This window comes from Dyadobacter crusticola DSM 16708 (assembly GCF_000701505.1).
Lineage (GTDB): Bacteria > Bacteroidota > Bacteroidia > Cytophagales > Spirosomataceae > Dyadobacter > Dyadobacter crusticola.
Genome location: NZ_JNJB01000001.1, coordinates 83,021 through 106,894 on the forward strand (window position 1 = coordinate 83,021; position 23,874 = coordinate 106,894).

22 protein-coding genes are annotated in these 23,874 nt (G+C 46.0%); 10 read left to right on the forward strand and 12 right to left on the reverse strand.

Annotated elements, in window-relative coordinates; genetic code table 11:
• Positions 1-118: 118 nt before the first annotated feature.
• Positions 119-415 carry a hypothetical protein gene (locus Q369_RS0100425; RefSeq protein WP_031525516.1) on the forward strand — a complete coding sequence of 99 codons (297 nt, stop codon included), beginning with the start codon at positions 119-121 and terminating at the stop codon, positions 413-415.
• 91 nt (positions 416-506) lie between these two features.
• Positions 507-869 (forward strand): DUF4890 domain-containing protein, encoded by a 363-nt coding sequence (locus Q369_RS0100430; RefSeq protein ID WP_031525518.1) that lies wholly within the window; start codon positions 507-509, stop codon positions 867-869.
• Positions 870-1,091: 222 nt separating this feature from the next.
• Here the strand turns inward: Q369_RS0100430 and Q369_RS0100435 are convergent, their stop codons facing one another.
• The 12 genes from Q369_RS0100435 to ligA all read right to left on the reverse strand — a co-directional run bounded on the left by Q369_RS0100435 (position 1,092) and on the right by ligA (position 13,464).
• On the reverse strand, positions 1,092-2,687 hold the full coding sequence (locus tag Q369_RS0100435) for a peptide chain release factor 3 (protein ID WP_031525520.1): 1,596 nt from the start codon (positions 2,685-2,687) through the stop codon (positions 1,092-1,094).
• Between the two features lie 138 nt (positions 2,688-2,825).
• Complete coding sequence (locus tag Q369_RS0100440; RefSeq protein ID WP_031525522.1) at positions 2,826-3,437, reverse strand: inorganic pyrophosphatase; 612 nt, start codon at positions 3,435-3,437, stop codon at positions 2,826-2,828.
• Positions 3,438-3,490: 53 nt separating this feature from the next.
• Positions 3,491-4,462 (reverse strand): glycosyltransferase family 2 protein, encoded by a 972-nt coding sequence (locus Q369_RS0100445; protein WP_031525524.1) that lies wholly within the window; start codon positions 4,460-4,462, stop codon positions 3,491-3,493.
• 60 nt (positions 4,463-4,522) lie between these two features.
• A complete protein-coding gene (locus tag Q369_RS0100450) occupies positions 4,523-5,245 on the reverse strand; it encodes a tRNA1(Val) (adenine(37)-N6)-methyltransferase (protein WP_031525526.1) in 723 nt (240 codons plus the stop codon).
• A 3-nt stretch (positions 5,246-5,248) separates the two neighbouring features.
• Positions 5,249-5,884: a ribonuclease H1 domain-containing protein gene (locus tag Q369_RS0100455; protein ID WP_031525528.1), complete on the reverse strand. Its 636-nt coding sequence runs from the start codon at positions 5,882-5,884 to the stop codon at positions 5,249-5,251.
• A gap of 248 nt (positions 5,885-6,132) precedes the next feature.
• A complete protein-coding gene (gene pepT / locus Q369_RS0100460) occupies positions 6,133-7,371 on the reverse strand; it encodes a peptidase T (protein WP_031525530.1) in 1,239 nt (412 codons plus the stop codon).
• A 24-nt stretch (positions 7,372-7,395) separates the two neighbouring features.
• A complete protein-coding gene (locus Q369_RS0100465; RefSeq protein ID WP_031525532.1) occupies positions 7,396-7,860 on the reverse strand; it encodes a pyrophosphohydrolase domain-containing protein in 465 nt (154 codons plus the stop codon).
• 48 nt (positions 7,861-7,908) lie between these two features.
• Positions 7,909-8,478, reverse strand: coding sequence for a MarC family protein (locus Q369_RS0100470; RefSeq protein ID WP_031525534.1), 570 nt, complete (start codon positions 8,476-8,478; stop codon positions 7,909-7,911).
• A gap of 99 nt (positions 8,479-8,577) precedes the next feature.
• Positions 8,578-9,291, reverse strand: coding sequence for an NUDIX hydrolase (locus Q369_RS0100475; RefSeq protein ID WP_031525535.1), 714 nt, complete (start codon positions 9,289-9,291; stop codon positions 8,578-8,580).
• Between the two features lie 67 nt (positions 9,292-9,358).
• Entirely contained in the window at positions 9,359-10,420 is a 1,062-nt protein-coding gene (locus tag Q369_RS0100480) for an aminotransferase class V-fold PLP-dependent enzyme (protein WP_031525537.1), read from the reverse strand.
• Complete coding sequence (gene dapA / locus Q369_RS0100485) at positions 10,420-11,310, reverse strand: 4-hydroxy-tetrahydrodipicolinate synthase (protein ID WP_031525540.1); 891 nt, start codon at positions 11,308-11,310, stop codon at positions 10,420-10,422. The genes Q369_RS0100480 and dapA overlap by 1 nt, the downstream gene beginning before the upstream one ends.
• A gap of 63 nt (positions 11,311-11,373) precedes the next feature.
• Positions 11,374-13,464 carry an NAD-dependent DNA ligase LigA gene (gene ligA / locus Q369_RS0100490; protein ID WP_031525541.1) on the reverse strand — a complete coding sequence of 697 codons (2,091 nt, stop codon included), beginning with the start codon at positions 13,462-13,464 and terminating at the stop codon, positions 11,374-11,376.
• Between the two features lie 169 nt (positions 13,465-13,633).
• On the opposite strand from ligA, the gene Q369_RS27455 reads away from it, so the two are divergent.
• From Q369_RS27455 to Q369_RS0100530, 8 genes are all read left to right on the forward strand, one after another.
• The gene (locus Q369_RS27455) at positions 13,634-14,161 is read left to right on the forward strand and encodes a Uma2 family endonuclease (protein WP_229206699.1); all 528 of its coding nucleotides are present in this window, start codon (positions 13,634-13,636) and stop codon (positions 14,159-14,161) included.
• 124 nt (positions 14,162-14,285) lie between these two features.
• Positions 14,286-14,822, forward strand: coding sequence for a Uma2 family endonuclease (locus Q369_RS0100500; protein WP_084165616.1), 537 nt, complete (start codon positions 14,286-14,288; stop codon positions 14,820-14,822).
• A gap of 44 nt (positions 14,823-14,866) precedes the next feature.
• Positions 14,867-15,514 carry a ribulose-phosphate 3-epimerase gene (gene rpe, locus Q369_RS0100505; RefSeq protein WP_031525547.1) on the forward strand — a complete coding sequence of 216 codons (648 nt, stop codon included), beginning with the start codon at positions 14,867-14,869 and terminating at the stop codon, positions 15,512-15,514.
• Positions 15,515-15,548: 34 nt separating this feature from the next.
• Positions 15,549-16,856, forward strand: coding sequence for an apiosidase-like domain-containing protein (locus Q369_RS0100510; protein WP_031525548.1), 1,308 nt, complete (start codon positions 15,549-15,551; stop codon positions 16,854-16,856).
• Positions 16,857-16,927: 71 nt separating this feature from the next.
• Entirely contained in the window at positions 16,928-18,955 is a 2,028-nt protein-coding gene (locus Q369_RS0100515; protein ID WP_031525550.1) for an OmpA family protein, read from the forward strand.
• A gap of 97 nt (positions 18,956-19,052) precedes the next feature.
• Positions 19,053-20,912, forward strand: coding sequence for a glycosyltransferase family 39 protein (locus Q369_RS0100520; protein ID WP_031525552.1), 1,860 nt, complete (start codon positions 19,053-19,055; stop codon positions 20,910-20,912).
• A 126-nt stretch (positions 20,913-21,038) separates the two neighbouring features.
• On the forward strand, positions 21,039-21,866 hold the full coding sequence (locus Q369_RS0100525; protein ID WP_031525554.1) for a transketolase: 828 nt from the start codon (positions 21,039-21,041) through the stop codon (positions 21,864-21,866).
• The gene (locus tag Q369_RS0100530) at positions 21,859-23,853 is read left to right on the forward strand and encodes an NAD-dependent epimerase/dehydratase family protein (protein WP_031525556.1); all 1,995 of its coding nucleotides are present in this window, start codon (positions 21,859-21,861) and stop codon (positions 23,851-23,853) included. The genes Q369_RS0100525 and Q369_RS0100530 overlap by 8 nt, the downstream gene beginning before the upstream one ends.
• Positions 23,854-23,874: the final 21 nt, after the last annotated feature.

Here is a 23,874-nt window from a genome sequence, read left to right on the forward strand (position 1 = left end):
TAGCCCCGTGGTGACTATAATCGCAGGAAGTTACAATTGCCGCCCTGAATTTTCATGTTGGCTTATTTTTTCAGATTTTGCAAACACTTTTTTATACCAAAACAGAACTGATCCTGCTATGACCTACGAGCAATTCAAAGAATCATTGACACTCAAAATACCACCGGCAGGCATTCCGGAATCACTGAAAGCCCTTTGGTATGACGCCAAAGGCGATTGGGAAGCTGCACATAATATTGCACAGAGCGCAGAAGGAACACGCGATTACGATCGGCTGCATGCTTACCTGCACAGGGTAGAAGGCGATAAATTCAATGCAGGTTATTGGTACCGTCGGGCAGGAGCTGACGTTTTCACAGGCTCATTGGAGGAAGAATGGGAAAGTCTGACGCGCGCATTATTGAAGGAAGCTTAGTTATTTCGTTTGTTGCTGACAATTAATAAAATACCCACTTAAACCCAAGCACGGTTTTTGACTCTAACCCTGGTCTCTAAATGAAAAAACCATGAAGAAAATCGTGTTTATATTTCTATTGACCTTCGCGACCGTAGCTGCATTTGCACAGCGTCAGGGAGGAGGCGATATGACGGCGGAGCAACGCGCCGAGAACCAGACGAAAACGCTTACTGAGAATCTGAACTTATCAGAAGACCAGAAGAAGCAGGTTTACAACCTAAGCCTCGCCCGCGCCCAAAAGATGCAGGAATTAAGAAACGCGCAAAACGCAGACCGTTCTGAAATGCGCACGTCAATGGAAAACTTCAACAACGAACTGGCCAAAATCCTGACAGTGGAGCAGCAGGAAAAATACAAAACCATGCTGGAAGACAGAAGAGGAATGCGGGGAGAACGGACGCCTAGGAAGTGAAGGGGGGATTTTGAATGATTGAATGATTGAATGATTGAATGATTTTAATTAGTGAATGAGTGAATAGTTTTGTCATGCTGAGTGGACCGAGCCGCCGCGTTCTTTTGTCATGCTGAGCGCAGTCGAAGCATAGTGCACTATGCTTCGACTGCGCTCAGCATGACAAAGTAGCTCGGCATGACAAATTCATTTATTCACTCATTCAATCATTCACTCATTAACTTACACCGCCATTTCCGTCTTAAACTCCGACGTAAAGTGGAAATGGATCGCAGGGTTGTTTTCGCGGTTCATGCGGATCATCCATTCTGATTCAGCTAAAAATACGGGGTTGCGGTCTTTATCGTAGGCGATCTGGTTTCCTTTTAGTCTGATAAACTGGTCCATTGCTGGTTTTTCATCCGCAGTGAGCCAGCAAGCGCGGGAAATATTCATTGGTACCCACCGGCATTTTGCGCCGTATTCATGTTCCAGACGGTACTGGATCACATCAAATTGCAGTTCTCCGACTGTACCTACTACCTTTCTGTTTCCCAGATCCAATGTAAAAAGCTGGGCAACACCTTCGTCTGTCAGCTGCTGGATTCCTTTTTCCAATTGCTTGGATTTCATCGGGTCCATATTGATCAACTCCTTGAAAATTTCAGGTGAAAAGCTCGGGATACCTGAGAATTGCAGGTTTTCTCCCTCAGTCAGCGTATCTCCGATTTTGAAGTTACCTGTATCGTAAAGTCCGACTACATCTCCGGGGAAGCCTTCGTCCATCACGCTTTTATCAGATGCCATGAATGTAAACGGACTTGAAAAACGTACTTCTTTGCCCAACCTTACATGTTTGTAAAATTTCCCTCTCTCAAACTTCCCTGAACAAATGCGTAGGAATGCAATGCGATCACGGTGCCTTGGGTCAAGGTTTGCGTGAATTTTGAATACAAAGCCGGTGAATTTCGGTTCAGTAGGTTCTACTGCACGCACGTCAGTAGGGCGTGGCTGGGGAATGGGTGATATTTCGCAGAATGTGTCAAGCAACTCTTTAATGCCAAAGTTATTGATCGCACTTCCGAAAAATACAGGTGCCAGTTCTCCTTTCTGGTATGCTTCTTCCGAGAATGCATCGTAAACACCTTCCACCAACTCTACATCTTCGGTAAGCTGCTCGGCATCTTTTTCTCCCACCAAATCCGTCAGGCTTTCGTCTTCCAGACTCACCTTGGCAACATCACTTTCGATTTTTGTTTTATTGATCTTAAAGAAATACAGCATTTGTTCATAAAGGCTGTAAACTCCCTTGAAATTGGCCCCCATATTGATCGGCCAGGTAAGCGGACGAACGCGGATGTTCAACTTGCTTTCAAGCTCGTCCAGCAGTTCAAACGGGTTCTGACCTTCACGGTCAAGCTTATTGATGAAAATGATCACGGGCGTATTGCGCATCCGGCACACTTCCATTAACCTCTCCGTTTGTTCCTCAACGCCTTTTACGCAATCCACAACCAGGATTACGCTGTCGACCGCTGTTAACGTCCGGTAAGTATCTTCTGCAAAATCCTTGTGACCCGGCGTATCGAGGATGTTGATCAGCAGGTCTCTGTATTCAAAGGTCATTACGGAAGTTGCAACCGAGATACCCCTTTGTTTTTCGATCTCCATAAAGTCGGAGGTCGCTGTTTTCTTGATTTTATTTGACTTAACCGCCCCGGCCGTCTGGATTGCGCCTCCGAATAGCAGCAGCTTTTCCGTAAGGGTTGTTTTTCCTGCATCGGGGTGGCTGATGATCGCAAATGTGCGGCGCTTTTTTATTTCCTGTATATTACTCATGAAGTATGGAGATACTGATTTTCAGAGATTCTGACAATTCAAAATTTCCGCAAAGATACAAATAAAGAAGAGCCGCCCCTATCGGAAACGGCTCAATATTCCATTGTTATGCTGCTATTCTGTCTGTAAATCAGACGCTCAGTAAAATGAATGCTTGTAATCTTCCACAGAAGTCATAATTACTTCCAAAGCTTCCTCGCGACCGTAAACGTTGGTAATTTCAATGTGGGCAGCTTCGCCGGGCAGGTTTTTGTAAGTAAGGAAGTAGTGTTTCAAACGCTCCACGATACCCTCAGGCAATTCGGCAATGTCAGAAAATCCACCGTAAACCTCATCTCCTTTCAACACGGCAATGATCTTGTCATCAGCTTCGCCACCATCGATCAGGCGAATTCCACCGATTGGCTTCGCTGTACAAAGGATATCCCCGTGCGAGATGATCTTCTCACACAATACTAAAATATCAAGTGGGTCACCATCGCCTTCGGTCACATCGCGTCCGGAACGTTCGCGTGCCAACGCAGCGATTTTCTCAGCACAGTAGGTTTTTGGAATAAAGCCGTAAAGCGCAGGAACAATGTTAGAGTACTTCTGCGGCCTGTCGATCATCAGGTAACCTGTCGTTTTATCTATCTCGTATTTTACTGTATCAGTAGGAACAATCTCAATAAATGCAGTTACAAGCTCGGGTGCGTTGTCACCCATTGGAATTCCATGCCAGGGATGTGCTTTGTGTACGTTAGCGATCATTATCTGTGTAATAGGTAATATTTTTTATATTTTTTGATTAAATAAACTCAACTTCAATCGCCCACCCGCTCAGAAATGTTGTAGTCACCTGTTTTGGAAACAGATTGCTTAACGAAGAGCTCACCCAGAAAGCCTGCAAGAAATAACTGGGAACCGACCATGATCGCAACAAGCGCCAGGAAAAATAATGGGTTGTCGGTTACATTACGGTAAGGCAACAAATGGTAGATATTGTATATTTTTCTTCCAAGAAGCCAAAATGCTATAATGGTTCCTAGAAAAAACATAAGGGTTCCCAGACTACCGAATAAATGCATCGGCCGACGCCCAAACTTATTCACAAAGGCAATTGAAAGCAAGTCAAGAAAGCCAAAAATAAAGCGCTCCAAACCGAATTTGGTGTGCCCGTATTTACGTGGACGATGCTGCACAACCTTCTCCCCTATTCTCGCAAAGCCATTCCATTTGGCGATTACCGGAATGTAGCGGTGCATTTCACCGTAAATCGTGATATTCTTGACAACCTCTTTCCGGTAGGCTTTCAGCCCGCAGTTAAAATCGTGCAGATACACACCTGAAATGCTCCGGGTAGCCGCATTGAAGATTTTGGTGGGGATTGTTTTGGTAACAGGATCAAACCGCTTCTTTTTCCAGCCGGACACCAGATCGTACCTTTCCTGCGTGATCATCCGGTACAGTTCGGGGATTTCGTCGGGACTATCCTGCAAATCTGCGTCCATTGTGATAATCACGTCTCCCCTTGCAGCCTGAAAACCGGTTTGCAATGCAGCTGTTTTGCCATAGTTACGAACAAAACGAAAGCCGCGAATGCGGGCATTTTCGAGTGAAAGTCGGGAAATAACCTCCCAAGAGCGGTCTTTGCTGCCGTCGTCTATAAACAGAATTTCGTAGGAAAACCCATTTTCATTCATCACCCGTCCGATCCATTCACTAAGCTCTGGGAGTGATTCGTCTTCATTATAAAGCGGAACAATAACGGATATCTGAATAGCTGAATGGGTCATGAATAATCTGCAATGGCGCGGACTGGATTTATAATGCCGCAAAGTTCGCTTTTTTCCCGATCAAAATTTTAAATAAAAGTCTTTCAGCAACGTCCTGAACGCGGGATGATGTGAAACACCGTCTGCCTGGTAGATTTCCAGGGTTTCAGCAACAGTGGTTTGGATCTCATCCGCAGCTCTCCGGAATTCCATCAGCAGGCGAAAAGCTTTCTTGCCTTGTTGATGAAAAAGACGCAACTCGCGGGTCAGTTGCCATTTCTGTTCCGCTGCCATTTTTTTGAACTGAATTCCCTCATCAACAGGCAACAAAACCGCAAACCTGCCTTCCTGTGCTAGCAGCCTTTCGATTGATTCCAATAAAGCCGCAAAATCAAGTGTCTCTGCGTGATGTGCCTGGTTGATTTTTTCAGCAGGAGAACGCAGATCTGACTGGAAAAACGGCGGATTTGAAATGATCAGATCATACAAATACTCGGAAGTAAAATCCTGAACAGCAGCATGAAACAATGTAATGCGACCATTGAATGGACTGTTTTCCACGTTTTCACCAGCCTGGTAAAAAGCTTCTGCTTCAATCTCTACAGCATCAATAGCAGCATAAGTATTTCTTTGCGCGACCATTAATGAAAGCAATCCGGTGCCGGTGCCGATGTCAAGTATCCTGTCGGCATTCCCAACATCCACCCACGCGCCGAGCACGCACGCGTCTGTGCACACTTTCATGGCGCATTGGTCCTGCTGCACCGTAAATTGCTTAAATTGGAAATGAGTGTTTCTGGCCATTAATTATTTTCGTCCAAAGTCAGCTGGATTCTCACCCCAGTACTCTGTCTCCCATTTCAGGATTTTATTAGGATAGGTGTTACTGGCCAGCCACCTTTCGGCACGTTGCAGCATTTCAAAAACAGGCTTATTTCTGGGCGTCAATGCCAGTTTGGTATTCGCATGCTTTTTCTTGATCCAGCCAATAGCGGTGCGCGAGTCGCTGTAAATGGGAAGGTCGCTTTCGTTTTTCTGCAAATAGGCGAGCGCATGAACGATCGCGAGAAATTCGCCTATGTTGTTGGTACCATCTTTAAAAGGTCCCTGCAAAAAAATCCGTTTCCCCGTGGCGTAGTAAATGCCCTGGTACTCCATATCTCCCGTAGCCGTATTCCATGCCGCGTCGACGATAATGCTGTTTTTGATAGGCTTACCCACCGACGCAGGTGCTTCTTTCAGTACCGGCTTGCTTTCCTTCTTTGTCACAAATTCCCAGTAATCCCGCTGGATTGCCTTTTCAGCTTCTTCAAGGGATTCAAAAGACTTGTAGCGTGCATCCTCAAAGCCTTTAATTTGAGCTTCACATTCCTTCCAGTCCGTAAAAACCCCAGTCTTCCTCCCCTGCCACACTACGTAGAATTTCGTCTTTTTTTGGGACATTTTGTTATAATGGTGAATGATTGAATGACTGAATGATTGAATATTGGAGTACAGCTGAATGGAGAAATTTTATACGGTTGTAATCTTGGAAGTAGAGTTTGAACTACGATTTGGATCTAAATTAAGAGTGACCAATGTGTTTCGACAAATTTTTCAAAAATCCTCAACAACCTTCAAAATTGAGTCATTCGATAACTGAAAAAACTCAGTCATTCAATCATTCAGTCATTCAGTCATTCAAAATTCACTTAGTGCTTCTCCTCCCAAACCCTGCAAATATTTACAATTGTTTCAACCGCTTTTTCCATATCCTGTACCGAAACCCATTCTAGCTTTGAGTGGAATGCGTGTTCGCCGGCGAAGATGTTGGGGCAGGGTAAGCCCATGAAAGATAGTCGGGAACCGTCTGTACCGCCGCGGATGCTTCTGCAAACGGGATCAAGTCCCGCACGGCGCATTGCTTCTTCTGCATGAGCGATGATCTCCGGGTATTTATCCAAAATCTCCTTCATATTGCGGTACTGCTCCTGTACCATGAAATCCGCTGTGGAATTGGGATAGGCAGTCAGCACCTCGTCAACTATGCTTTTCAGGAATTCTTCTTTTTCGTGGAGACCGGCTGTTGTGAAATCCCGGATGATGAAGCTGAGGATTACTTTCTCCTGAATACCTTCTATGTGTGTCGGGTGAATGAAACCTTCCTTGTCTTCGGTCGTTTCTGGTGACAATGCGTCTTTCGGCAAACGGGCGATGATATCTGAGGCGATTTTGACTGCATTCTCCAATTTCCCGAGCGCGTAACCTGGGTGGGTACTCACACCATTGATCGTGATTTTGACGCTGTCAGCTGAAAAGGTCTCGTTTTCAAGTGTACCTGCGGCTTCACCATCCACAGTATATCCATAATCCGCACCGAGTTTAGCCAGGTCGACGCGCTCTGTGCCTCGGCCTACTTCTTCATCGGGGGTGAACAGTATCTTAATTTCTCCGTGCCTGATCTCCGGGTGGTTCATCAGGTACTCGGCTGCTGCCATAATTTCGGCCACACCGGCTTTGTTGTCGGCTCCCAGCAGAGTTTTGCCACTCGCAGTAACAATGTCATTTCCGATCTGCTGGTCCAGATCATGCAATTCTCCGATTCTTAAAACCTGCGTATTATCGTCGGGGAGGACAATGTCCGTTCCGTCCCAGTTCTTGTGTACAATCGGCTTTACATTCGCGCCGGTAACATCCGGAGATGTATCCACGTGCGAGCAAAAGCAAATCACAGGCACATTGATTTTGTTGGAATTGGCAGGAATCGTCGCGTACACGTAACCGTGCTCGTCTACGTGCGCATCGGAAACACCCAGTTCGAGCAGTTCCACCGCCAGTAAGTTACTGAGGTCGCGCTGCTTGGCTGTGCTCGGAAAACTTTCCGATTCCGGGTCTGATTGCGTATCGATCTGCACATACCTCAGAAACCGTTCGAGAACTGATGTTTTCATAATCAAATCTGTTTGAAAACCGGATTAACCGAGAATGGAAGCCAGGTCGGCCGGGGAATAGTTGATATTCTTCAAAGTCTTATCGTCGGAAGTTCTGTATACCAGGTATTTACCATTATCTTCTTTGAAATAACATTCAGTACCTTTTGCCTGATAATGGGCCACTGTGGCTTCTGCTTCCTCCACTGTCAAACATGCTTTCGACATATTCGAGCGTTGTACCTCGTCAAACAGCTCCCTGAATTTTTCGCCTAGCCCAAATTCCAGCACAGCTCCTGACAATACGTACTGCAAATCGCAAAGTGCATCTGCTACTTCAACAATGTCCTTTTCGAGGATAGCTACTTCGAGCTCCTTCAATTCTTCCGCCAACAACGCCACGCGCAACCTGCTGCGCTCTTCCGACGGAATAGCAGGTGCGGCTACAATCGGGTGCTTAAATGTTTTGTGAAATTCGGCGACTTGGTTAAGGCTATCCAGCTGTTGCATTGCTATTACTATCTATTGGTTTGAATACTTGACACCGGGGATTTTCTGCTATACAACCAGGTTGGTCTTAAACAACTTGATTGCGATCGCCAGAAGGATTATCCCGAAAATTTTCCTTAATACATCCGTCCCGCCTTGCCCCAGCTTCTTTTCGATCCAGTTTGAAGACTTTAACACCAGGTATACGAAAAACAGATTCAACAAGATACCAATGAGGATATTCTGGATTTGATAGGCTGAGCGCAATGCGAGCAAAGTAGTCATCGTAGCGGCTCCGGCGATAATCGGGAATGCGATAGGAACAATGGAGGCGACGCCCACATCAATATTGTCGTGTTTAAAAATATTCCTGCCCAGGATCATTTCCAACCCCAACAAAAAGAGGATAATCGCACCCGCAATGGCGAAAGAAGCCACATCTACCCCAAAAAGACTCAACAGCCTTTCGCCCAGAAAAAGAAAAACGACCATGATGATTCCAGCCGTGATCGTCGCCTTTTCAGACTCAATTTTACCAAGTCTTTTCCTGAAATCCACTATCACCGGCAGGGAACCAAGTACGTCGATCACGGAGAAAAGAATGAGGGTAACGGAAACGATTTCTTTAAAATTGAACATGCGGCGCGCATTGAGGTAGAACCGCAAAGTTGCTTAAAATCGTTGTATTTCGACTTATATATCAATACGAAAATAAGCCAGTACTGTCATGGTAACTGATTAAGAGCCGTTTCCAGGAAGGAAATTCAGGAAGGTATTAAACTGCTTTTTGTACTTCTCCTCGTCGATCTTATAAAAGAATGCGCCTTTCTTGGAATATCCCTTCTGTTTTTCGTCCAGCTTGATCAGCAGATTGGTAGACAGCAGTTTGCGGCTGAAATTGCGCTTATCCAGCTCCGTCCCGAAAATGGCTTCGTAAAGTTTCTGTAATTGTGGAATGGTAAATTTTTCAGGCAGCAGCTCGAAACCGATCGGGTGCTGGGAAGCTTTGTAACGCAGATGCTGGATCGCCATTTCTACCATAGAACCGTGGTCAAACAGCAATTTAGGAAGCTCCTGAACTGAAAACCACTGCGCCTCAAAGTTCCGGGAAATCTTGTGCGCGTAGTCCTCTACATTAATCAATGCAAAGTAAGCTACTGACACTGTACGTTCTACGGGATCACGGTCGGGACTGCCAAAAGTATGCAGCTGTTCCAGGTAGATATCTTTAAGATTGGTAAGCTCGAACAGAATGCGGGAAGATGCGCCTTCGAGACTCTCATCGGGCTGCACCCAGCCGCCCATTAAAGACCAGGTACGGTCCTCGTCTTCAATTCCTCTTTTTACGAGCAGTAATTTCAATTCTTCGCCATCAAAGCCGAAAATGATGGAGTCCAGGGCTACGAGACATTTTGTTTGCGCCTGGTATTGCTTTAATAGGTCTAAACGCACAACTTAAAATTGCGGGAAATGGTGTTGATTTTATTTACTAAATACAAACATTTCCGTTTACTACTCATTACTGCTTTCTCGCCATTTGGACAAGAAAATACTGCAAAGCTGCTATCTCCTGGTCAGATATAGCAGGAAAATTGGCGATCCGGAAGCTGGTATCCTTGTGTTTTCCGTACCCATTTCCAAGCGTGATCCCATTCTTTCTGGCTGCCTCTTTGATCTCCGTGATCCGCTGCGGCGTATTGGTCACCGCGATCACCGTTTCAGACCTGGCTGCTTCATTTTTAACCAGAAGATTATATTTGTTTGAAGCCAGGAAACGATACCATTGATCACTGCGCGACCTGGTTTGCGCAGCTACCTCACTGATAGGCTTCACCTGCTGCATTACCTTGTTGAGCAGGTAGATGCACAATGTATTAGGTGTAAATGGAGTCTGATTTTTGAGGAAGTTTTCGCGGATGAAAAGCAGACTATTATAATGCTTTCGCTCTCCGATTTCCACGGCGCGTTCGATTGCTTTTGGTGAAACAATCATCACACCCATTCCGGCAGGCAGGCCGAAGCATTTTTGTACTGACGCATACCAAATATCAGCTGATAACCAGGGAAGTACCACGCCCGCCATAGAAGAAGTTGCATCCACCGCAATCAGGTTATCCCCCTCCGACCTTAACGATTCCAGGAATCCGGCCGGAAGCGCTGTTCCGTTTGAGGTTTCATTATGTGTCAGACAAATCACCTCGCTGCCCGACAATTTACTGGCGAAAGGAAGATCCGGGAGGTCATTCATGTCGAATGAAAGTCCGCTTGCGCCGGAGGTAAGTTTCTGAGTGTATTCCATCCACTTCTCTCCGAATGCACCATTATAGATGTGCAGGCTCGGTACCGAGATCAGCGACTGGGCGATAATCTCCCAGCATTCAGTGGCCGAGGAAACAAAATAAACTTCGTAATCCGCAGGAACGTCCAGTTTCGATTTCAGGTTGCTGATGGTTTCTTCCATCATTTGCATAAAGGAACCACTCCGGTGGTTCGCACTGATCACTCCACTTTCAACCGCTTCCTGCAAATATTGACCAACCTCATCGTAAACTTTGGAGGGTCCGGGATAAAATGTAATCATTATATAAATCCTTCGCGTATCATCGCTTTTTCAAGCTTTTCACCAAGCTCCTGAGAAGCTTTTAGCAGTGGCAAGCGTACGTTTGAGCTGCATATACCTTTTATTTCCAGACATTTTTTGATCCCAACCGGATTTGATTCAATGTAAAGCAATGTATCAAATTCCAGGAATGAGAGCTGTAATCTGGCGGCTTCCTTAAAGCGCCCTTCCAGCGCGTGCCAGGTCAGTTCACCAAACTCTTTCGGAAATGCATTAGCGATAACTGAAATAACTCCGTGCCAGCCCACGCTGATCATCGTAGTAACGAGGTTATCGTCTCCTGAAAGCAGCAGAAAATCGTCGGGAACACGCGCGGCCAGCTCCATACTTTGCTCAATACTTCCACCTGCATCCTTAATCCCGATGATATTGGAATGTGCAGAAAGCTTCACAATGGTGTCCGCTTTCATATTGATCACCGTGCGACCGGGCACATTGTAGAGCAGCACAGGAACAGGCGAAGCGTCGGCAATGGCGGTAAAATGCGCGATAATGCCTTCCTGAGTAGGTTTATTGTAGTACGGACAAACGGACAGGATTGCATCGACACCCGTAAAATCGGTTTCTTTAATGCATTCGAGCACTGCTCTCGTGTCATTCCCACCAACACCGTACACGATCGGTAGCGACTTGTAGTTGTTCTTAATCGTAAATGCCAGGATTTCACGTTTTTCGCGGGAAGATACCGTAGGCGATTCGCCGGTGGTTCCCTGTACGACGAGGTAATCGCTACCGCCTTCACTCACCAGGTCGATCAGCTTTTTCAAACCTGTATAATCTACTTCATTCTCTTGATCGAAAGGAGTGATCAATGCGGCACCTACCCCTTTGAAACGTTGGTCCAATGGCATTATTAAACTATATAATTGGTTGATTTTCGAAAACGCAAAGTTAGCTTTCTAAGTCGTTTTACCTTACTTATTATCAATCATTGCCAAAAATTCTTCCTCTGAAAGAATTGTCACACCGAGCTTACGCGCCTTTTCCAGTTTGGACGGACCCATATTTGCGCCGGCCAGCAGGTAGTTCAGCTTTCCGGAAACGCCGCTCAAAACCCTTCCTCCATTGGCTTCAATCTTCTCTTTCAGATCGTCCCGCTCGAAATTTTCAAATACGCCCGATATCACGAAAGTTTTGCCTTCCAGCACATCGCTTTCTTTTTCGACAGGTTTTTCGTTGCTCTCCATTTGCAGTCCGGCAGCCTGCAAGCGGGCGACGAGCTGCTGATTTTCGGGCACGCTGAAATAGGATTCAATGCTCATTGCAATGCGGCCGCCGATTTCGGGAACCGCAACCAGCTGGTCGTAAGTTGCATTGCGCAGCGCCTCGATGGATTTGAAGTAAGTCGCCAGCTTTTCTGCCACGGTAGCGCCCACAAAGCGAATACCTAATCCAAAAAGCACATTTTTGAATGGGACTGTTTTCGAAAGCTCAATGCCTTTCAGGATGTTTTCAACTGTTTTTTCACGGAAACTGATCTTCTTGGTTTTCCCTGTTTCTTCATTAACAATACTTTTCTCAATACCCAACAAATTCCCTTCATTGAGATCATACAAATCCGCAGGCGTGTTCACCAGGCCGAGGTCAAATAGTGTCTCAATTTTACCTTCACCCAGACTCTCGATATTCATCGCCTTCCGGTGAATAAAGTGCTCGATCCGGCCTTTCAGCTGCGGCGGGCAGTGGCTGTCGTTCGGACAAAAGAATGCAACTTCTCCCTCGTTCCGCTGCAACTCGGAGCCGCATTCAGGGCAATGGGTTGGAAATACAATGGGTTCAGTAGGAAACAAATCTCGCTGAGTCACGTCCACACCTGTGATTTTGGGGATAATTTCTCCGCTTTTCTCAACGAAAACAGTATCACCGATCTCTAAACCTAATCTTTCAAGCTCATTTGCATTGTGCAGCGTAGCTCTTTTTACGCGGGTGCCTGATAAATGCACGCCTTTCACCTGATTATAAGGGAGCGCACGCTCAGTTAAATCGCACAGATTAGCGACCGGAGTGATTGCTCCTGTTCTGCCTACCTGGTAGGTAACCATTCGGAGTACCGCAGGCTTGTTTTCTGCTTTGTATTTAAATGAAATTGCCCAACGCGGACTCTTGGCTGTAAAACCTAGTTCCTGCTGCTGCTCAAATGAATTGACCTTGATTACAATACCATCAGTAGCGAGCGGAAGCGTCGTTCTTTTCTCTTCCCATTCATGAATGTAAGCGATTACCTCATCGATATTGCTCACTTTTTTCCAGCCGGGCGAAACGTTGAATCCCCACGATTTCAGCGCCAGCAAGCTTTCTTCGTGACTTTTGAAAAATGCATTGTCTGATAAAAAGGAATAAATGTAGCAATCGAGCTGCCGGCGCGCAGTCTCTGCTGAATCCTGCAACTTGAAAGAACCAGAAGCTGCGTTGCGCGGATTGGCATACTGATTTTCACCCAGCATATCCATTTCCTCATTCAGCTTCTGAAATGAGCTCAGCGGCATAAAACCTTCTCCGCGGATTTCAAATAGCGGCGGCAGCTTGTCGGATTTCACTCGCAAAGGCAGAGTCCTGATCGTTTTTACATTGGTTGTAATCTCATCCCCTCTCGTACCGTCGCCTCGTGTTACGCCTCTTACCAGTACACCATTTTCGTAGGTAAAACTCAGGGATATCCCGTCAAATTTTAGTTCGCAAATGTATTCGTAAGCCTCTCCATCAAGTCCGCGTCTTACCCGATCGTCGAAATTGCGCAATTCCTGTTCATTATAAGTATTGTCGAGCGAAAGCATCGGGTACCGGTGGTACACCGTGTTGAATGACTTTGTGATCGTCCCTCCTACCCGCTGTGTCGGTGAATCGGGTTGCCTGAATTCCGGGTTTGCATCTTCCAGTGCCTTCAACTCTTTCAAGAGCTGGTCGAACTCGTAATCAGAGATTTCGGATACGCTATCCTGGTAATAGCGATAGTTATAGTGGTTCAGCTTGTCGGTAAGCTCCTGGATCTGCTGTTCGGGACTCATGCGGAATGGCTTTATGGATTTGGGTCAAATTTAAGATTTATTCGAAATTTTAGTAATTCCATGTGACCGATTCAAAATCCGGTCGTCCAAACAGAAACACCATCTTATAGTCAGATGAATTCTATTTCGATTTTATGTATTTTCGTAAAAGGCACTGAAAATGAAAACAATGGAAACAACCATTTTTTACAATCCCGATCTCACGCAGATCATCAATGGAGAGGAAGTAATGTCGCCTAGTCCGAAGCTTTCTCACCAGCGGGTTTCCAGGAAATTGCTGCGCGCACTAACGACTTATGTTGAAAACAATGATTTGGGAGAGGTTTTCGCCGCGCCTTTGGACACGATTCTGGAAGAGAAATTCAATGTGCTACAACCGGATATATTGTTTGTTGCAAAAGAGCAGGCTGATATCATGCAGGATTGGGTCAGGGGCGCACCAGCAATGGCGCTCGAAATAGTTTCAAAAGGTTCGTACCGAATGGATACGGTTGTAAAAAAAGCTATTTACGAAAGGTACGGCGTGCAGGAATACTGGCTTGTATTTCCAGAGAAGGCCTTGATTGAGATCTATACATTACAGCGGATAGCATACCAGACTCACGGAGTATTTACAACTAGCGACACGATCAATTCGCCAATTTTTCAAACTCTTAATTTGGAAGTAAGTCTTGTGATGAGTTCGGCTCAAATATGAGATTTGTAAAAAACTTGCTGACCTGTGTAACCGATTTAGAATCCGACCGTCTAAATAGAAACACCATCTTTAAGCCCGATGATTTCTATTTTGATTTTATGTATTTTCGTAAAAGGCATTGAAAATGAAAACAATGGACACAACCGTTTTTTACAATCCCGATCTGACGCAGATCATCAATGGAGAGGAAGTAATGTCGCCTAGCCCGAAGCTCTCTCACCAGCGAATCTTGTTTGACCTGGCCTTTTTCTTAAAAAGGTACGTAAAAGATAATAACCTGGGCGAGGTTTTCATTGCTCCTTTGGACACGATTCTGGAAGACAGATTCAACGTCTTACAACCTGACATACTTTTTATTTCCAACAAGCAAAAAGATATCATGCAGGATTGGGTACGCGGCGCGCCGGATATGGTAGTTGAGGTAGTTTCAAAAGGTTCTTTCAAAATGGATACCGTCATTAAGAAAAAAATTTATGAACGCTACGGCGTGAAGGAATACTGGATTGTATTTCCTGAAAAAACCCTGGTCGAGGTATACACGTTGTATTCGGGGCAGTATCTGTTGTTTGGGACTTTTAGCGGCGAGCAGCTGATTAAAACGCCGATCTTTCCAGACTTCGATGCTCAGGCAAATGCCATTTTTCGCGATTTAAACAAGTAATTGCTAATTTCGCCGGATATCGTTTTCGTTAATTTGAGATTATCATGGCTGAAATTGCTCCTTCCATACTAGCTGCCGACTTCGGCAATCTGCAACGTGATGTTGAAATACTGAATGCAAGTTCGGCCACATATATTCACGTCGATGTAATGGACGGTGTATTTGTTCCCAACATCTCTTTCGGGATACCCGTTTGCGAGGCAATTCACAAACACGCCGGCAAGCCGCTCGATGTGCATTTAATGATCGAAAAGCCGGACCGATACTTCGAAGCATTTAAAAAAGCAGGCGCCTGGGGCTTAACTGTTCATTACGAAGCCTGTACACACCTGCACCGGAATATCCAGCACCTGAAAGAGCTCGGGTTGTCAGCAGGTATCGCATTGAACCCGCACACACCGGTTGAGCTGCTGACAGATATTCTGGAAGACACTGATCTGGTGTTGATTATGTCTGTTAATCCAGGGTTTGGCGGACAAAAATTCATTGAGAATACCTACAAGAAAATCGCCAAACTGAATGCACTCCGTGAAAAATTTGGGTATTCATTCAAGATTGAGGTAGATGGCGGCGTTAATCTGGACAATGCGCCACAGCTTGTCAAAGAAGGCGTGGACATTCTGGTGGCCGGCAGCTTTGTTTTCAACTCAAACGATCCTGCGGCTACGATTGAAAGGTTAAGAAACAGCTAGTTAGTCTCAGCTTCTGCACAAATTGAATTTGAACTTGGTACAAAAAATCAGGAACTGCCGCGCGCAGTTGCTTTTGCCTGCATGCCTGGGAATACTGATTGCCTTTTGTCTGGGCTTTGTCAATCCATTTAAGCCAGTTCAGGAAGCCGCGCCCAAATTCCCATTGAAAATCAGTCCGAATGGACGACATATTACTGATAATAATGGCGTTCCGTTTCTGATGGTAGCCGATGTAGCCTGGCAATTGCTGCGGCGGCTGAGCTACACGGAGGCGGTCCAATATATGGATATCAGGAAATCGCAATCCTTCAATACCTTTTTGGTGCAGCTGCTGCCAATGCTTCCAAACCAACGAAACATCAATAAAGTCGCGCCGTTTATCAATAATGATATTACCAAGCCCAACAAAGCGTACTTCGACCATTTTGGCAAAATAATAGCCGCCGCCAGAGAACGGAACCTGGTAGTGGGCATTGTAGTGTCAAGGAAAAGCTGGAATGCCATTTTCGATACCTATAATGAAGCAGCGTGGAAAGAATATGGTGCCTATGTAGGAAAAGCTTTTGCCGGTTATTCCAACATCATTTGGATCGTAAGTGAGGAAGAGTACCAGAGCGCGGCGCAATTTGGGTCCATTGCGGAAGGTATCAGGTCGGTTTCTGAGGGACAAATACTGGCGTCACTGAATACGTGCTCGCCCACTAACCTTAACGAGAACTCCTCGAATTTTTCCAGTCTGAAATTCATTATTCCCGATTCTACTGTCACGCCCTCGGAGTATGCTGCATTGGCCAATTGGCAGAAAAACTCGGCAGAAGCTTCATTGCGACCATTTTTGATTGCCAATTCAGAGTTCCCAAGAGAGATAACCGATCAATCTTCATTGATCCGGACGCAGGCTTACCAGTCTATTCTGAGCTCAGCCGCAGGATTTTGCCACATGAGCACGATCAAAAATTTTAATCCCACCTGGAAAGTAAACATTACCAAAGACGGTGCAGAGTATATCCACGAGCTGGTTAAAATCCTGAAAGGAATCCCGTGGGAATACATGCAGCCCGACAAGCCCGATCTGCTGCCCGACTCCATTGATAAAGCCGAGATCGGCATTGTTTCCCTATCCAACAAAAGAATGTGCATGATGTACCTGCCCGAATCCAGGCCCGTCAAAGTTGATCTAAAATACCTACATGGAAGTGAGTTTGGCGCTGTCTGGTATAGTCCGCGAACCGGGCGCAGGTGGGACGGAGGAAAGTTCAGCACGGCGGAACAGGTTGTGGTACAACCTCCCGACTCACAGCCGGGCTGGGACTGGATATTGCTGATCGGCTCCAAACAGTAGGTTTGACATTCATCTGTATTCTTAATAATATTACCAGATACTGACTTGCCTCTGCCGGAATGGAGCGCCCCATGAATTTACTGACACGAATTATTACGTTTTGCCTGTTTGCTTCAGTTTTTCCCCAATATAGTGAAGCTCAGGAAGTGCTGTGGGCTAATAAGGTACTTGGCTACTCTTCTGAATTACGGCCTTCTGCATTCGGCTACGCTTCTCGTTCCAAACAAATTCTCGGCGAACCGAATAAAATGCCTGATTTTGGGTCAAGTCCGTGTGCCTGGTCACCAGCTGAGGCGGACAACAGAAGTGAGGACTGGATCAAAGTCGGGTTCGAGAAAGCAATCTCTTTAAAGCAGATCGCAATTGCGGAAAATGTCAATCCCGGCGCGGTTGTTCGGATATATGCTTACGAACCTTCCGGCAAGGAGCACCTCGTCATGGAAGCGCCCGCTACTCAGCTCACCGTAAAAGGACGAATGCTGCGGATTTTCCCAAAACAACAAAATCTGCAAATCAATGCTGTGAAGCTGGTATTGCAAACGGGAAAAGTGTCGGGCTTCAATGAAATCGATGCAGTAGGAATTTCGGAAAGTATTGCGCCGATTGAAGCGCGCATTCACGTAGCGACGGGCATTGATTTCAAGTCGAAAAAGGAAAATATGGGCAGTGCGATCAATAGCACCGGTCAGGACGTTGCCCCTGTCATTTCGCCCGACGGAAAAACGCTTTTCTTCACGCGCAGCAATTTTGCCGGCAATGTAGGCAACCCCGCCACACAGGATGTATGGTTTTCGACAGCCAATGAAAAAGGGCAATGGTCGAATGCGGTAAATATGGGTTCGCCTATCAACAATGCAGGCCCCAATGCGGCAACCAGCATCTCCGCTGATGGCAAAACGCTGTACCTCATCAATGTGTACCGGCCGGACGGAAGTATGTACTTCGGTTTTTCCAAATCTTATAAAACCAAAACGGGTTGGTCTTTTCCGAAGGAATCCAAGATCCTGAATTTGCTCGAGAAAACGGAGAGCGTTGAAATTACGGTTTCTCCTTTCGAGAATGTACTGATTATTTCAATTCAAAGACCGGATACTGAGGGCGGCAAAGATCTTTATATTTCATTTTTACAAAAAGATGAAACCTGGACAGAGCCTCGCAACCTGGGTTCTCTGATCAATTCGGCAGATGACGAGGGCACTCCTTTTCTGGCATTGGATAACAAGACGCTGTATTTTTCCTCCTTTGGACACAGCGGCTACGGGCGCGGGGATATATTTATGACGAGAAGACTGGACGATACCTGGCTGAAATGGTCAAAACCAGAGAACCTTGGGCCTTCCATCAACTCGCCTCTTTGGGACGCATTCCTGAACATTCCGGCGACTGGCGACTATGCCTACTTCTCCGCAAGTGACAAAGCGCCGGGCACCGAGGATATTTTCAGGATCAGGATGTCGCCGGAGATTAAGCCTGAACCTGTGGTGATTGTAGCAGGGAATGTTTATGAGGCGGAAACGACCAAGCCTGTTAAGTCTGAAATTATTGCAGAAATTAAGAAAGACAACTCTGTTTTCAGTAAAGCGACATTCGACCCGGAAACTGGCGAGTACCGGCTCATTTTACCATTGAAAGAAGCTTACAGAGTCGCCGCTTCGGGAGAGGGCTACTTCCCGATTTCCGAGGACATAGATTTGACAGACGATACCAGTTTTAAAACAATCCGTAAAAACCTTTATTTACAACCTGTAAAGAAAGGGGCGCAAATACGACTAAGCAATACCATGTTCGCGCAAAGCAGCGCCGCCGTTATTGAAACTTCATTCCCTGAGCTCGACCGCATCGTGAATGCGATGAATGCTTATCCTGGTATGGAGATCCTTCTGGAAGGGCACACCGATAACCAGGGCGATGTTCAAAAAAACGTCAAACTTTCGGCGGACAGGGTCGCCGAGGTGAAGAAGTACCTGCTCTCAAAAGGGGTCGAAGGAAAACGCATTCAAACCAAAGCCTGGGGCCCGGCCAGACCCATTGCAAGCAACCAAACAGAGCAAACCCGCCAGAGGAACCGAAGAGTAGAATTTACGATTCTTAAAATCTGAAAAATGTCTTACAAAAGGAAATTTGCTTATTTTCGCGGCTACTTGATATGTTAATTCCGTTCATTTTCTCAAAACGGAACCCACCAGCAAACATCTAATGTCCCTAAATTTCACAAGCGAAAATCTGCGTTCCTGGCTCATATTAATCGTCATTCTAATTGCCGGAACCGCATTAAGATTATATCGTCTGGACCGGTTCAGCATTTTTTTTGATGAGAAAAGTACGATGGTTGTCAGCCAGGGAATTGTCCTGGAAGGCGCTAATCAAAAACCGGTTTATTCAACGCAAAGACTTGCGGTTAAGGAATTTTGGAAAACCCCGCCATTGGATTACAGACCACTTCAGGTAATCCGGTCTTTCACATACGAGGAAATCCCTACTGCCCGCGCATTTACCCCTGCGGAGTTCTGGGCACCGAAAACCATTGACGATTATTACGACGCGCTAACGCGCAGCGACATTGGTAACAGCCCGTTCTATTACCTGCTTCTGCACCTTTGGATGGACATTTTTGGTTTGTCGGATTACTCTGCCAGATCTTTCTCGGTGCTATTAAGTGTGATGATTATCGGTCTTACTTACCTGTTCGGCCGGCGGTTTTTCAATGCTAATACCGGGTTAATCGCAGCCGGCATTGTTGCCATAGAGCCATTTTTCATTGCATACAGTCACCAGGCGCGTAACTACTCGCTTACATTCTTCCTGACGCTTCTGGCTACCTATTTTTTCCTTCAAATTATTGAAAATAAGGCTAACAGGCGGAAAACGGCATTATTGTATCTCGGCTACATTCTTTCGGCAGGATTAGGGCTGTTGTCGCACTTTCTTACTATTTCAGTTTTATTGGCACATGGAGCGTACGCGCTCTTCTTTTTAAGGAGCATCAAAGGCTGGATCAGAATGGCGCTTGCAGCAGTGGCAGCATTGTCGGGACTTACATGGTGGCTCACTTCGGGAGGTGGTAAATACACGTTATATACTTTGAAAGACCAGGCTGATCTTTATAAAAGAATGGCCGATACCATGCCTTATAACAATCCGTACGGGACAATCCTGCCGGCTACATTAGGGAATGTTTTTCAGCGGGCATTGCCGATTTTTACAGATCTCGTGATTTTCACAAATGGACTTACGGATGCATTGGGCGGCAAAAGGAATGTGGCAGTCGCGATTGCCACGGGCTTGCTGATCATCCTTTGGTACCGTTTCAGAAATCACATCAAAGCGCCTGACCAAATCAAAGACAAGGTGCCTTTTGCGTTTATTATCCTGGCGGGGCTGTTTTACAGTCATCACAAACTCCAATTCAGCATCTTTTCGGTAAGCATTTTCGCACTCTCATTTATCCCCGATATACACCGCGCTGCCGGTAAGGAAGAGCGCAAGAGATTGTGGATGCTTTACCTGATGGGACTGATACCCACATTCTTCCTAATCTTCATGGCATTTCGTGCGGGACATACTTATGGTTTGAACCAGCGCTACCCGGGTTTTTCATTTCCTTATGTGATCGTTTTATTAAGTCTGCTGCTTCAATACTACCGAAAGCTGCAAATGGGTTACAGACTATTGCTGTATGGATTTCTGGCGATCCAGCTGTGCTTTGTAGGCTTGCGCCTCCGCGAATTCTACCAGGACCGATCCATCAAATACGGGTATTTCGCCGTGCCCCGGGTACCTAATCCTTACTATGCCGCGGCACAGAAAATCAAGAGCACCTACCAGGAGGGAGATACGATTTATTACCCGGCGATCAAGCTGATAGCGAGGCGCGAGATGGACAAAACTTTCCTGCCCTACTCTGTTCAGGACGCACAATTGACCAACCTGTACCTGCCTAAGGATGCGCAGTACATTCAGGTGATGGATACCACTCAAACCGACCTGATCAGGCTCAAAAAAGCCGGACAACAGGTACCGATTGTAATTGCCGACCTGAAAGGTGTCCGCTACTGAAAACCCGCCACCATAACCCGCCCTTTTCAAAGCCGTCCAATAAGATTTCGTATATTGCGCACTTAAAACACAGGATTTGACCGTTATTTTGTGAGCAGTTCCCTACAATTGATATACACATCACGCATGACCGCAGAAGAGATATTGAATGATCCACGGCAGATAAGCGGCGAGCTCCGCCTCAAAATCCTGGGTTTGTACCATAAAGCCAATGCCGGCCACATCGGCTGCTCGCTGAGCTGCATTGATCTGATGATCGCAGTTCTTTTTCTTCAAAAATCGGTCGACGATACTTTTATATTATCCAAAGGCCACGCAGCAGCAGCGCTTTATGCCTGTCTGAATGTATTAGGTGAAATCACTGACGAAGAGCTGGATACCTTTTACCTGGACGGTACCACATTGCCGGCTCACCCTGCTCCACGCCAGTACAAAGGAATTCCTTTCGCAACAGGCTCACTGGGTCATGGTTTACCGATCGCGACCGGCATTGCGCATGCAGCCAAAGTAGCTGGAGAGGAAAGCTATTCATTTGCATTGCTTTCTGACGGTGAGACAAATGAAGGAACTACATGGGAGGCAGCGCATTATGCAATCCAAAATCAGCTGGATAATCTGATGATGATTATCGATAAAAATGGTTTGCAGGGTTTTGGCTTTACCGATCAGGTTCTGGGCGAAACTGCTTCTGTTGAAAAGTGGAATGCGATCGGCTTTGAAACCATTGAAGTGGACGGACACGATATCATTTCCATCAGTATGGCAGTGAATGAGCTGAAAAGCCACAAAAACGGTTTACCAAAAGCAATTATCGCGAATACAGTAAAAGGCAAGGGTGTTTCCTACATGGAAAACAAGCTGGAATGGCATTACCTGCCGATGAACAAAGACCAATATGAGCAAGCAACCCTTGAAGTAAAGGAGCGCTATTTTAATGAATTGACGAATGCTTGACCATTTACCGGTTTACCGCGAAAAAATTGAAAGTTTAAAAGGGCCAATTTTCGTTTTCGGAGCCAGCGGCTTTATCGGCGCCAATCTTTTCAACGACATTTTCAAGATCCGTAAAGATTGCTTTGCATTGACACACGATGCGACCAAAGCCTGGCGGTTGAAGCTATTGGATGTGCCTTTTGAAAATATCGTGCATTGCGATATCCTCTCCAATAATTCTGTTCAGGAGATTTTTGAAAGATATAAGCCGCAGACCATATTCAACCTGGCGGCTTACGGCGCTTACAGCAAGCAAAGCAACGTCAATCTGACTTACGAGACCAATGTAATCGGAACTGCCAATATCCTGCAGAACTGTACGCCTGAAATGGTTTACATCCATGCAGGCAGCAGCTCAGAGTATGGTTTTAATTGCACATCTCCGAAAGAAACAGATCGTGTAGAGCCCAACAGCCACTATGCGGTTTCGAAGGTTTCAGCGGCATATTTGCTTGAATATTATGCCAAAGTTGCCAGTCTGAAAACACTGAACCTCCGGCTTTATTCTATCTACGGATATTGGGAAGAGCCAGACCGGCTGATCCCGAAACTCATTGAAAATGCCAGAAGAAAACAGCTGCCTTCGCTGGTTTCACCGGATATCAGCCGCGATTTCGTTTTTATAGAAGATTGTGTGGAGGCGTTTCTGGATGCTGCATTGAAGATCAGCAAAGACACTTCGGGCAGATCATACAATATTGCGACGGGTAAAAAAACGACAATGGGCGACCTTGTGGACGTAACCCGCGCCACATTCTCGATTACCCAGGAACCGCAGTGGGGCAGCTTCTCAAATCGCAAATGGGACTTGGCAGATTGGTATGGAGATCCTTCTGCTTTTGAGCAGGACTTTGGCTGGAAAGCGCGTACCTCACTGGAAACCGGCTTGTCTAAATACAGCCAGTGGCAGGAAGACATCAGCTACGAAGGCAAGGTAATCCCCGCATTTGAAAACCCGAAATTAAACCCGGTCATCACGGCTATTATCGCGTGCTACAAGGATGCGCAGGCGATTCCTTTTATGTACGAGCGGCTCGTAAAAACATTCAATGAGCTCAAAGTACGGTACGAAATCATTTTTGTAAATGACAGCTCACCTGATAATCAGGAAGAAGTTATTAATAAGATCTGTGACAAAGACCCGAATGTCGTGGGAATCAGTCACTCGCGGAACTTCGGCTCTCAATCAGCATTTCTGAGCGGAATGGAAATTGCTACCGGCGATTGTGTGGTTTTAATGGATGGAGATTTACAAGATCCGCCTGAAATTATCCCGGCATTTTATGAAAAGTGGATGGAAGGAAATGATGTGGTTTACGGCGTGCGTGTACAGCGCGAGATGAAGCCGCATATCCATTTTTTTTATAAGACTTTTTACAAAGTTTTCCAGGGGCTCAGTTACATACCAATTCCAAGAGACGCTGGCGATTTCTCGATGATCGATCGGAAAGTAGTAAAAGAGCTGGTAGACCTGCCCGAAACAGAGCAATTCCTGCGGGGATTACGTGCCTGGGTAGGTTTCAAGCAAACAGGGGTACCTTACGTTCGGCCCGAGCGGATGTTCGGTGTTTCCACCAACAACTGGACAAAGAACATCTGGTGGGCTAAAAAAGCGATTTTCTCGTTCAGCTTCGCTCCGCTGGAACTGATGAGTTACGCAGGTTTTGCATTGACCGGGCTTTCCATTTTGGGAATTATCTGGCAGATTCTCGCGAAGCTGTTCTTTTTCCCGAATACCCCGCAAGGTATCAGCACGGTCATTGTGTTAATTGTTTTCTTCGGCGGATTGACGATACTCGGTATCTCATTTTTGGGAGAATACATTACCAAGATTTTTGAGGAGACTAAAAAGCGGCCCAAATATATTCGCACCAGGATCAGGCGCGGCCCTAAATCTTACAAAACAGCAGAAGAGATTCGTGCGTTAGTGAAACAGTTAAGGAAGTAAATAGATAGTAAACCATTACAG